The organism is Caballeronia sp. M23-90 (assembly GCF_053574605.1).
This window is the reverse complement of record NZ_JBSIPA010000204.1, coordinates 1-10,968: the sequence shown is the minus strand read 5'-3', so window position 1 is coordinate 10,968 and position 10,968 is coordinate 1. Positions and strand designations below refer to the sequence as shown.

Here is a 10,968-nt window from a genome sequence, read left to right as displayed (position 1 = left end):
TGATGCCAGGCATTGCGCTCGCGCTGCTGTCGGGGCGGGATCAGCCGCCGCGCATGGACTAAAGGGGCAATGCCCGGCATCGTTCTGCGGTGCCGGCTTTCTTCAAAAAGGCTGTATCGAGTAATACGCCATAACGTATTGCTATAACGCTGAATTAGTAAAAAACTAATAAAGATTTGGACCGACTTCTACCGGCCATTCATTAACGGGAACTTTCGCAGGAAAGTCCAGTCGCGCTTATTTCAATAGATGAATCCCGCGCTAAGCCCTTGACAGGCTTGACTGCAATGCTTCTTCCTGTTCAACGCGCAAAGTGTCTGATTTTCGAGACACGTTTTATTTTCTGGTTCTTCACTGTTGTAACGCTGCGTTATTCTCTGCGCCGGCAACAACGAATTTAAATCTTCGCGTGGAGAACTCGATGAAACGTTTCGCACTGACTTCCCTTTCGCTGGCACTGCTCGGCGCAGCTGGCGCAGCCCAAGCGCAAAATAGCGTGACGCTGTACGGCGTGATCGACTCGGGCATCGGCTACGTGCACAACGCACAAGGCAATCAGAAGCTGGTCGGCATGATCAACGGCAACCTGTCGGGCGATCGTTGGGGCTTGAAGGGTCAGGAAGACCTGGGTGGCGGTCTGAAGGCAATTTTCCAGTTGGAAAGCGGCTTTGACGTGGGCACAGGCCGTCTTGGCCAGGGCGGCCGCGAATTTGGCCGTCAAGCGTTCGTCGGTTTGACCGCTGACCAATACGGTACGGTCACGATCGGTCGTCAATACGACCCGCTGGTCGACATGGTGCAAGGCATCACGGCTGACAACTACTTCGGTTCGGCCTTCGCAACCCCGGGCGACGTAGACAACTACGACAACAGCTTGCGTACGTCGAACGCTGTCAAGTACGTGTCGCCGAACTGGGCCGGCCTGCAAGTTGAAGGTTTGTACGGCTTCAGCAATCTCGCTGGCACGACTGGCCAAGGCCAGACGTGGTCGGGCGCAGTTGCATACAACAACGGCCCGTTGGGCCTGGCTGCTGGCTACTTCTACTCGAGCAACCCGAGCGCTGGCCGCGGACCGGCATGGAACAGCCCGTCGTCGGATTCGCTGTTCGATGGCCCGATCAACAACGGCTACACGACCGCTCACTCGATCGGTATCGCTCGCGCTGCTGCCCAGTACGCAATCGGCCCGGTAACGGTCGGCGCGTCGTACAGCAATGCGCAGTACGCACCGGACGGCAATTCGGCATACTCGTCGACGCAGAAGTACAACATCGGCAACGCGTTCGTGAACTTCCAGGCTACGCCGGCTCTGCTGTTGGGCGCAGGCTACACGTACGAGAAGGCAAGCGGCGATACGTCGGCCAAGTACCACCAGGCTTCGCTGGGTGCGGACTACTCGGTTTCGAAGCGTACGGACTTCTACGCTGTAGCGGCTTACCAGCACGCAAGCGGTACGCAAGCTACGTACACGACGAATGCAGCAGGCCAGACGGTTCGCGTCGATCAGGCTGCGCAAGCTTCGATCGGTTCGTACGGCTACGCTGGTACGAGCAACCAGGAACTCGTGATCGTCGGTATCCGTCACAAGTTCTAAAGCTGGATCTGAAGCCGGTTTCGGCTTCGATTCCAGAAACAGCCATTGGCCCCAGGTCGATGGCTGTTTTTTTATGTGCGACCGTCAAGACGTGACGACCATCGAGCAAAAAGCCCGCTGTCTTTCGACAGCGGGCTTTTTTTTTACGGCATCCGGCGGAAAACCTACTGCTGAGATCGTCCGGTATCCGGCTGCATCAGCGTCTGGAAAGGCGGCGCCGATGTATCCGGCTGCGTCAACGCGTCGCCGTGCACCACGCGCGGCACGCTCGATACCGTCTCGCGCGCCCGCAGCGGCACATTGGCCGGATCGGCCCATGTGGGATTCGGAATCTCGCCGAAGATCTGCCGCAGGCGTTCGCCCCACGTGCGGTGGATCATCTGGAAATACTGGTTGTCGTGATCGAGCGTGGAAAAACGCGTTACCTGCAGCGAGTCTTTCTCGTAGACCAGCAGATCGAGCGGCAAGCCTACCGACAGATTGGATCGCAACGTGGAGTCCATCGAAACCAGCGCGCACTTGGCGACTTCATCGAGCGGCGTGGAGGGCGTGATCACGCGATCGATGATCGGCTTCCCATATTTCGATTCGCCGATCTGGAAATACGGGCTCACCAGCGACGCCTCGACAAAATTGCCCGCCGAATAGATCATGAACAGGCGCGTGTTCGCGCCGCGAATCTGTCCGCCAAGAATGAAGCTGCAATTGAAGTCCACACTGAATTCCGCGAGCGTCGCCGCGTCCCGCCTGTGGACCTCGCGAACGGCTTCGCCAACGAGCCTTGCCGCATCCGCCATGGAAGGCGCGTTGTAGAGCGTGAGCTTGTCTTCAGGAGCCGGTTCCGACAACAACTGCATGACAGCTTGCGTCAAGGCCAGGTTGCCGGCCGCAAGCAGCACCAGGACGCGATCGCCGGGTTGTTCGAAGACCGCCATCTTGCGGGCCGCGCTGACGTGGTCGACCCCGGCGTTCGTGCGTGTATCGGACAGGAAAACCAGTCCTTCGTCAACGCGCATTGCCACGCAATAAGTCATCCGTCGAATCCCTGAAAGAAGCAAACCAGTATTGTAAGCGCGCTCTCGCCGGACCGGGCCAGAAAGGTGCTGAAAAACGTGTGCCGAAACTCACCGTTCATTTACTTTTAACATATCGGCAGATCCGGCGCGCACTTGAGCGAAAAGCAAAGGTGCCGCCTGGTTACTGATCGGCCATTGCCTGCACCGATACATCCACGCTCATGCGCTCTTCCTTGCCGCCCACCCGCGAGCCGCGCACCGGCGCCGCGGCTTCGTAGTCGCGCGCAACAGCGAGCCGGCAGTATCGGCCGCTCGCGAACGCGGCGTGCGTCACATCCACCGATACCCACACGTCGTCGAGCCACACATCCACCCACGCGTGGCTTGCGGCATGCGGCACATCGCCCGGATCGATGTAACCGCTCACATAACGCGCGGGCACGCCACGCGAGCGGCAGCAGGCGAGCATGAGATGCGCGTGATCCTGACACACGCCGTTGCCGAGTTTCAGCGCTTCAGCCGCCGTGCTCGTGACGGCTGTCACGCCCGCCTTGAACTGCACTTTCCCTTCGATGTTCTCAGCCAGCGCAATCAGTGCCGCCGGCGAGTCGATCTTCGATACAGAATGCGCGAGTTCGCGGATCGACGCATCGGCTTCGGTCAACGCCGTGTGACACGTGTAATGCTGCAGCGGAATCCGGCCGGGGCCGTCGTTGAGGCGGCCGCCGTCGAGCAAGGTGGTCTCGACCTGCCCCGTCACCGACAGGTTGATCTCGGTATGCGGTTTGGTCAGCACGAGCGTATGCAGGGTGTTGGAATACGCATCGCGAGTGACGTCGAGCTTGCCGACGGTATCGATATGCCAGCGCCGCACCATCTGCGCCGAGCCGTTGGCCGGCGTCATGCGCAGTTGCTGAATGGAATACTGCACGGGCACGGCGTAACGGTAACTTGTGTGATGCCGAATGGTCAGAAGCATGATTTTTCCCAGTACGGATGCGTTCAGGCGAGAGGCAACATGAGGAACGTACGCATCACGCGTACACCCAACTCATCGACCCGTTTCAGGAATTGCGTCAAATAGGCGTGCACACCGGTTTCGAGAATCTGGCGGATATCCGTGTACAGCACGTCGGCGCGCAGCTTGCCGGCAAAGCGCTCGCAATCGTTCGATCCGTTCGTGCGCAGCTTGTCGAGCGTCTCGCAAACGCCATCGAGCGATGCCAGCAACGAACGCGGCATTTGCGCGTTGAGGATCAGCAACTCGACCACGCGCGAAGGCGTCACGACATCGCGATACACCTTGCGGTAGATTTCGAGCGCCGACACCGAACTCAATATCGATGTCCAGTAATAGAAGTCTTCCAGTTGCCGGGCGGCTTCGCGGGAGTTGGGCTCGGCATCGGCAAAACGCACGTCCAGGATGCGTGCCGTGTTGTCCGCGCGTTCCAGGTACATGCCGAGCTGGATGAACCAGAAGGCGTCGTCGTGAAGCGCCGTGCCGACCATCACGCCGCGGCACAAGTTCGAGCGGTACTTGACCCATTCGAAAAGCGTATCCGGGCTGTTTTCGAGTTCGCCGGCGGCGAGCTTTTCGCCGAATTCGAGCCAGGTGAAGTTGATGGTTTCCCAGGCTTCAGTGGTCAATGTGCCGCGAACGGCGCGCGCGTTTTCTCGAGTCGCGTGCAGACACGAAATGATGCTCGACGGATTGCCCGAGTCGGCAACCATGAAATGCAGCATGTCTTCGAGCGAATCCGAACCCGGGAAACGCTGCTCGAAAAATGATTCGAGCTCCGAAATACGTAACACCGAGCGCTGCGCACGCGCGATCTGTTCGGGCGTCTGCGGCAGCAGCATGCCCTTCAGGTTGATGTCGAGCATGCGTGCCGTGTTCTCTGCCCGCTCCATGTAGCGGGCCATCCAGAAAAGGTGATCGGCTGTACGGCTTAGCATCATGATGGCGTTCCGTTGTTATGCAGCGCTGAAACCGCGCCACGCTCGAGGCCGTAGCCCTTCGAGTGATTAATCCACCATCCAGGTATCTTTCGTGCCGCCGCCCTGCGACGAATTCACGACCAGCGAACCCTCCTTCAATGCCACGCGCGTGAGGCCGCCGGCGGCCATCGTCACTTCCTTGCCGGACAGCACGAACGGCCGCAAATCAATATGTCTCGGCGCGATACCCGATTCCACGAAGGTTGGACACGCGGATAACGCAAGCGTCGGCTGCGCGATGTACCCATCGGGCCGCGCGATCAGGCGTTCACGGAAGGACTCGATCTCGGCTTTCGTCGATGCCGGCCCGACCAGCATGCCGTAGCCGCCCGCGCCGTGGACCTCCTTCACGACGAGCTCCGGCAAATGCGCGAGCGTGTACGCGAGATCGTCAGGCTTGCGGCACTGGAACGTCGGCACGTTGTTCAGGATCGGCGTCTCGCCGAGGTAGAACTCGATCATGTCGGGCACGAACGGGTAGATGGATTTGTCGTCGGCGATGCCTGTGCCCATTGCATTCGCCAACGCCACACGGCCCGCGCGATACGACGTCAGCAAGCCCGGCACGCCCAGCGCCGAGTCCGTGCGAAACGCGAGCGGGTCCATGAAGTCGTCGTCGAGCCGCCGGTAAATCACATCGACACGCTTCGGCCCCTGGGTCGTGCGCATGAAGACATAGTTTTCATCGACGAAAAGATCCTTGCCCTCGACCAGTTCCACGCCCATTTGCTGCGCGAGGAACGAATGCTCAAAATACGCCGAGTTGTACATGCCGGGCGTCAGCACGACCACGTTGGGATCGTCAACGCCGGCCGGCGCGATGGAGCGCAGGGTCTCCAGCAGCAAATCCGGATAGTGCGCCACCGGCGCAATGCGGTTCTGCACAAACAGTTCCGGGAAGAGCCGCATCATCATCTTGCGGTTTTCGAGCATGTACGACACGCCCGACGGCACGCGCAGATTGTCTTCCAGCACGTAGAACTCGCCCGCGTCGCCGGCGCGGACCACATCGACACCGGCCACGTGCGCATAAACGTCGAGCGGTACATCCACGCCCTGCATCTCCGGCCGATACTGCGCGTTGGTGTACACCTGCTCAGCCGGGATCTTCCCCGCCCGGACGATGTCGTGATCGTGATAAATATCGCGGATGAACATGTTCAGCGCACGCACGCGCTGCCTGAGACCCGCTTCGAGCTTGCGCCATTCATCCCCGGGGATGATGCGCGGAATCATGTCAAAGGGAATCAGGCGCTCGGTGCCGGACAAGTCGCCATTTACGGCGAACGTGATGCCCACGCGCCGGAACAGCAGATCCGCTTCGGCGCGTTTGCGCGTGATGGTTTCGGGGCTTTGCGTGGAAAGCCACCGGGAAAACCGCGCGTAGTGCGCCCGCACGGTTTCTTCGTGACGCATTTCGTCGTAGATCTGCATCTGTGCGTCCTTTTTTGATCGCGGCGCGAATGCCGCTCGTGGGTGGATTGGCGGTATAGATGCTGCCGCCTGGCCACGCCTTTTGTCCGACGCTCTCGTAGTTTCAGTATCCCCAATAAAGCAACAGCCGTGCCATTTTTTTAATACTTGTTTTTACTCATTGTTTTGGCGGGTTATGCGGGGGCGCTGCTTCAAACAGGTGCGACCGGATTTCGCCGATGCCAAGCGTCATCCGCGCCCTGCCCCCGTTTGGTGCACGGCAGGCCAGGTCACGGATTCTTGAACGTGGATTTTCGAGGCGGTGTCCAATGCGCGGCCGGCATTTACCGCCGCGCATTGCATTGAAACTAGTTGCGCGCCGAAAGCCCTTCGAGCAACGCCTTGTGAAACGCCTGCGGATCCTGCATTTGCGGCGCATGGCCGAAATCCGGAAACTCGACGAGCTTCGCGCCCGGAATCGCCGCCGCAGCCTGCTTCGCCAGTTCGGGATATCGCCCGAGCGTAGGCCGGATATCCGGAGGTGCGAGATCCTTGCCGATCGCCGTCGTGTCCTTGTCGCCAATCAGCAGCAGGGTCGGCGTCCGGATCTGGCCAAATTCATACACCACCGGCTGCGTGTAGATCATGTCGTAGAGCAGCGCCGAGTTCCACGCCACCAGATCCTTGCCCGGCCCGCGGTACATCCCCGCCAGCATTTGCACCCACGGCTCGTAGCGCGCGTCCCAGTGGCCCGCGTAATAGGTGGACTGCTCGTACTTGCGAATGCCGTCGGCGGTGGTCTTCAGCTCGCGCGTATACCAGTCGTCGATGGAAATCGACGGCACGCCCTTCGCCTTCCAGTCTTCAAGGCCGATCGGGTTCACGAGCACGAGTTGCTCGGTCTCCTGCGGGTACATGAGCGCGTATCGGACGGCGATCATGCCGCCGGTGGAGTGCGCCACGAGCGTCGCCTTCTTCACGCCGAGCGCCTCGAGCAGCGCGTGCGTGTTGCGGGCGAGTTGCTGGAACGTGTACTGGTAACGCGTGGGTTTGGTCGATTTGCAAAAACCGATCTGATCCGGCGCAATCACGCGATAACCCGCGTTCGTCAGCACATCGATGCTCTCTTTCCACGTCGCCGCGCAAAAGTTTTTGCCGTGAAGCAGGACCACAGTGCGGCCATTCGGATTCTTCGACGCCACATCCATGTACGCCATGCGCACGACCTGCCTTTGCGATGAAATTGCGAACTGACCGACGGGATACGGATAGTCGAAGCCCTGCAATTCGGGACCGTAGACGGGACCGTCGTTATCGGTGGCGGTCGCAGTGGCAGATGCCGGCTCGTCCGTTGACACGGCGTTGGCAAACACCGGCGATGCAAGCAAGGAAACCGAAGCTACAACAGCGCAGAACATGCGGCGGGTCACAGTCATGGGCGCAAGAACTCGCAGATAAAAACAGGAAGGACCGACATTTTCGGGCGCTTGGGCCACGCTGCCGCGGCGAGGGAATTTTATCGTGTGCGAGCGCTGATCGCTAACGAACGCTTTTCGCATACCGTGCGCTTATACTGCCGCCTCGCACAAACGACCATCCCGCCTTTCACATGCAGATCCGCATCTCGCAGTTCAAGACACGCTTCACACTTTTCCTGGCCGCGCTAGGCTGCACGCTATCCCTGACCGCGCTTGCGGCCGATTGCCCGCAGTTCAGCCCGGACGGCCGCGCGCCCATCGTGGTGAACGCGAAGATGCGCGCATCGACGCAGCAGCTTTGCTATTCCGATTTCGCGGTCCTCCATTCCGGCGTGACACACGGGCCTTTGTGGTCGGCTGAACATCTGACGGCGCAACACATCGACGACGCTCGCGACAACGCGCGCACGAACCGCTTTTTCGTCGATAAACAATTGCCGCCCGGCGACAGCGCCACGCTCTCCGACTACAAGCGCAGCGGTTACGATCGCGGCCATATGAGCCCGGCCGGCGACCGATGGGACAAGAAAAGCATGGCCGAATCGTTTTCGCTTGCGAACGTCGTGCCGCAAAACCCGTCGAACAACCGGCGCATCTGGTCGCGCATCGAGCAAGCGGTGCGACGGCTGGTGGAAGAATCCGGCGAGGCCTATGTCGTGACCGGACCGATTTTTTCCGGACGGCAGTTGCAGACCATCGGCGAGTCGCGCGTGCTGGTGCCTACCCAGTTGTACAAGGTGGTGTACATGCCACAACGCAAGCTGGCGTTCGCGGTCGTCGTGGACAACACGCCCACGAACGAATACACGGTCAAGACGGTCCACGAACTGGAAGCCATGAGCGGGCTGCAGTTTCCAGGCATTCCCGACTCGCTGAAAGATCAACGCATTGGAGGACTGAAAGGTGTTTAAGCCATTCTCAAACGATACCGACACACTCAACATCGACGGCGACGCACTCGTGATCGCAAATGATCCCGCGCGCTTGTCCGTGTCCGGCAATCTGACGATCACCCGCGACAAGGCCGGGCTGGCGACTGCGCTGGCGCTGCAGAAAGCCGTTAACGCAATCGTCGATGCACTGCGAAACGACGCCGCGCTGCCTGTCAAACTGGCCGCCGAGCCGGTGAAACCGGCCGGCAAGACCGATAATCCGTTTATCTAGGCTGCAAACCAGCTGCATCCAGACTTGATAAACGATGGGAGACACTGTTGTGTTGATTGAATGTCACATTGCACCGAGTCCGCTGGGCCATCTGGCGTATCGCGCAGAGGATGAACATCTCACCGGCCTGTTCTTCGTCGGGCAGAAACATTTTCCCGCAGGTCTCATCGATACCGGCGCGCCGCGGTCGCTGGTTATCGCTGAAGCGATGGAGCAGATCGCCGAGTACTTCGCTGGCGAACGCACCGCGTTTTCCGTCAAATTACGCTTGAATGGAACCGACTTCCAGCAACGCGTCTGGGCGGCATTGCTGGAAATTCCGTTCGGAAATTCGTGGACTTACGGCGATCTCGCGCGCCGCATGGGCTATGCGCCGGGGGCATCGCGAGCGGTGGGCGCGGCTAACGGGCGCAATCCAGTGGGGATTATCGTGCCGTGTCATCGCGTGATTGGCGCTGATGGCGAACTGACGGGGTACGCGGGCGGCATGGAGCGCAAACAACATTTGCTGACGCTCGAAGGCGGCCCCGGCCGCGCTCAACTCACGTTGTTCTAACTGGTCAAAACATACGGCAGCGTCGCCCCAAGCACAAAACCCCGCAAGCGCTACGCGCTTGCGGGGTTTTTACGTCGTGGCGTTGGTAGAAACGCCCGCTGCGATTACTGCGTGCTGACGCGAATTTCCACGCGACGGTTCTTCGCGCGGCCCGCTGCCGTCGAATTAGACGCCACTGGGTTCGCCGCGCCGAAACCTTGCGCCGAATAGTTTTGCGAGCGCAGACCGTTGCTCTTCAGGTATTGCATGACCGATTCCGCACGGCGCTGCGACAGACGCTGGTTGTGCGATGCCGAACCTGTGGAGTCGGTGTAACCCGATACTTCGACCTGACGCAACTGAACGTTCTGACCAGCAGCAACGAACTCATCAAGCGTGCTCTTCGCGTGCGGCGTCAGCGTGGCGCTGTCGGTTGCGAAGTTCGCGTCGCCGCTCAGGTCGATCTGACGCGGCATTTCCGGCGCCGCTTGCGGCACGGGTGCCGGAGCCGGTGCGGGGGCCACTTCCGGTTGAGCCGGTGCGCCGCACTGGAACGTCAGGACGCGCGGGTCCAGAGCATCTTCCGAGGGAGCGCGCAGGCGTTCCATGGTCTCCAGCTTGTATGCGGGCTTGTCGCCGCAAATCTTCTGCGCCTGTTTCACGCACTCAGCGACGCCTTCAAACAAACCATGGCATTCCACGCGATAAACCTGCGCGCCATTGGCGGTCTGGATCTGATTTGCGTTGAACGTGGGACCCGAAGCACTGGAGCAGCCAGCGAGGGCGCCGATTGACAACAAGCCTGCAGCGATTAATTTATTAGACATCCTGTTTACCGTTTCGAAATTACATGTGACTGAGATATCGAGACAAACGCGTACTGGTCGGGCCATCAGACAATTACCCGATTTCCACAGCCACCTTATTCGCCTCAAGCCTTCGATTCGGATAATCCTAAAATGATCTGGAATCCGAAATCGCGCGAAATGTTAGCACGTGGAATCAAGCATTCCTTACTGGATAATTCCTAATTAATGAAACAGCGCGCGACGACTTTGGAAACAAGCTTTAAATGTAAATATTAAGAAAAGTTTTGGCAGGCTATTACTGTTGCAGCAATAAAAAACGGCTGCGAAGGCAGCCGTTTTTTCACAACTTGGAATGCTGCCGGAAACCGGCAGCGGCGGAACGCTCTACAACGTTCGCTCCGTCAGACGCACGTTACTTTGGAAACGGCAACGGCATCAGGTCGGTGTCGGACTGACGTTGCAGGTCCTGCACCTTGGTTTGCAACGCGCGCAATTGCGCTTGCGCCGAATCCTGCTCCGCACGCAGCGACCGGATTGCCTCCTGCTGCTCCGCCTGGCGGTCCACCACCTGGCTTTGCTGTGCACGCGCCACTTCAAGGTCAGCCTGCAAGCGGTTCGCGCGCTGTTGCTGAACCGCGATCAGCCGATCCGCAAAGTTCTTTTCCGCCTCGAGTTTGGTTCGGCGGATTTCTGTATCGGCAAGCGCGGCGCTATTCTTTGCAAAGTCCGCATAAACCGTTTCCGCCCGTGCGTCGGCTTGAGTCTTGATGACGCGCCAGAATTTCTTTTGCTGGAACAACGCAATGTAGAAAGTCATTTCGTCCGGGTAAAACAACATGCTTGCGCCATAACTGCCGTTATACGTCGTGCGCAATTCCTTTACCTTGCCGTCGCGAATCATTTGCTGCAATTCCGCGATGTTGCCGTTCGCCGTGGCCTGCGGCACATCAGCGGCGCCGTT

11 protein-coding genes are annotated in these 10,968 nt (G+C 59.5%); 4 read left to right on the top strand and 7 right to left on the bottom strand.

Going from position 1 to position 10,968, the window contains the following annotated elements; all coding sequences use genetic code 11:
- Positions 1–421 precede the first annotated feature (421 nt).
- Entirely contained in the window at positions 422–1,594 is a 1,173-nt protein-coding gene (locus ACRXB1_RS19735; RefSeq protein WP_062002544.1) for a porin, read from the top strand.
- 164 nt (positions 1,595–1,758) lie between these two features.
- Here the strand turns inward: ACRXB1_RS19735 and ACRXB1_RS19730 are convergent, their stop codons facing one another.
- From ACRXB1_RS19730 to ACRXB1_RS19710, 5 genes are all read right to left on the bottom strand, one after another.
- Complete coding sequence (locus tag ACRXB1_RS19730) at positions 1,759–2,628, bottom strand: proteasome-type protease (RefSeq protein WP_075358928.1); 870 nt, start codon at positions 2,626–2,628, stop codon at positions 1,759–1,761.
- A 163-nt stretch (positions 2,629–2,791) separates the two neighbouring features.
- Positions 2,792–3,589, bottom strand: coding sequence for a transglutaminase family protein (locus tag ACRXB1_RS19725; protein ID WP_062002542.1), 798 nt, complete (start codon positions 3,587–3,589; stop codon positions 2,792–2,794).
- A 23-nt stretch (positions 3,590–3,612) separates the two neighbouring features.
- Positions 3,613–4,566 carry an alpha-E domain-containing protein gene (locus ACRXB1_RS19720; protein WP_062003617.1) on the bottom strand — a complete coding sequence of 318 codons (954 nt, stop codon included), beginning with the start codon at positions 4,564–4,566 and terminating at the stop codon, positions 3,613–3,615.
- Positions 4,567–4,635: 69 nt separating this feature from the next.
- The gene (locus ACRXB1_RS19715) at positions 4,636–6,042 is read right to left on the bottom strand and encodes a circularly permuted type 2 ATP-grasp protein (RefSeq protein ID WP_062002541.1); all 1,407 of its coding nucleotides are present in this window, start codon (positions 6,040–6,042) and stop codon (positions 4,636–4,638) included.
- Between the two features lie 347 nt (positions 6,043–6,389).
- A complete protein-coding gene (locus ACRXB1_RS19710; RefSeq protein WP_449492945.1) occupies positions 6,390–7,457 on the bottom strand; it encodes an alpha/beta fold hydrolase in 1,068 nt (355 codons plus the stop codon).
- 173 nt (positions 7,458–7,630) lie between these two features.
- On the opposite strand from ACRXB1_RS19710, the gene ACRXB1_RS19705 reads away from it, so the two are divergent.
- The 3 genes from ACRXB1_RS19705 to ACRXB1_RS19695 are packed head-to-tail and all read left to right on the top strand — an operon-like array spanning position 7,631 to position 9,219.
- Positions 7,631–8,410 (top strand): DNA/RNA non-specific endonuclease, encoded by a 780-nt coding sequence (locus ACRXB1_RS19705; protein WP_062172304.1) that lies wholly within the window; start codon positions 7,631–7,633, stop codon positions 8,408–8,410.
- A complete protein-coding gene (locus ACRXB1_RS19700; protein WP_449492944.1) occupies positions 8,403–8,663 on the top strand; it encodes a hypothetical protein in 261 nt (86 codons plus the stop codon). Before ACRXB1_RS19705 ends, ACRXB1_RS19700 begins: the two co-directional genes overlap by 8 nt.
- Positions 8,664–8,697: 34 nt before the next feature.
- On the top strand, positions 8,698–9,219 hold the full coding sequence (locus ACRXB1_RS19695; protein WP_449492943.1) for a methylated-DNA--[protein]-cysteine S-methyltransferase: 522 nt from the start codon (positions 8,698–8,700) through the stop codon (positions 9,217–9,219).
- 104 nt (positions 9,220–9,323) lie between these two features.
- Here the strand turns inward: ACRXB1_RS19695 and ACRXB1_RS19690 are convergent, their stop codons facing one another.
- Positions 9,324–10,025 carry an OmpA family protein gene (locus ACRXB1_RS19690; protein ID WP_062002536.1) on the bottom strand — a complete coding sequence of 234 codons (702 nt, stop codon included), beginning with the start codon at positions 10,023–10,025 and terminating at the stop codon, positions 9,324–9,326.
- A 394-nt stretch (positions 10,026–10,419) separates the two neighbouring features.
- A partial coding sequence (locus tag ACRXB1_RS19685; RefSeq protein WP_449492942.1) for a DUF2968 domain-containing protein occupies positions 10,420–10,968 on the bottom strand: 549 nt, incomplete at its 5' end.

Coding starts and splice junctions, on each gene's coding strand:
- ACRXB1_RS19715 (WP_062002541.1), bottom strand. CDS start 6,042: ATGCAGATCTACGACGAAATGCGTCACGAAGAAACCGTGCGGGCGCAC.
- ACRXB1_RS19690 (WP_062002536.1), bottom strand. CDS start 10,025: ATGTCTAATAAATTAATCGCTGCAGGCTTGTTGTCAATCGGCGCCCTC.
- ACRXB1_RS19735 (WP_062002544.1), top strand. CDS start 422: ATGAAACGTTTCGCACTGACTTCCCTTTCGCTGGCACTGCTCGGCGCA.
- ACRXB1_RS19720 (WP_062003617.1), bottom strand. CDS start 4,566: ATGCTAAGCCGTACAGCCGATCACCTTTTCTGGATGGCCCGCTACATG.
- ACRXB1_RS19710 (WP_449492945.1), bottom strand. CDS start 7,457: ATGACTGTGACCCGCCGCATGTTCTGCGCTGTTGTAGCTTCGGTTTCC.
- ACRXB1_RS19705 (WP_062172304.1), top strand. CDS start 7,631: ATGCAGATCCGCATCTCGCAGTTCAAGACACGCTTCACACTTTTCCTG.
- ACRXB1_RS19730 (WP_075358928.1), bottom strand. CDS start 2,628: ATGACTTATTGCGTGGCAATGCGCGTTGACGAAGGACTGGTTTTCCTG.
- ACRXB1_RS19695 (WP_449492943.1), top strand. CDS start 8,698: ATGGGAGACACTGTTGTGTTGATTGAATGTCACATTGCACCGAGTCCG.
- ACRXB1_RS19725 (WP_062002542.1), bottom strand. CDS start 3,589: ATGCTTCTGACCATTCGGCATCACACAAGTTACCGTTACGCCGTGCCC.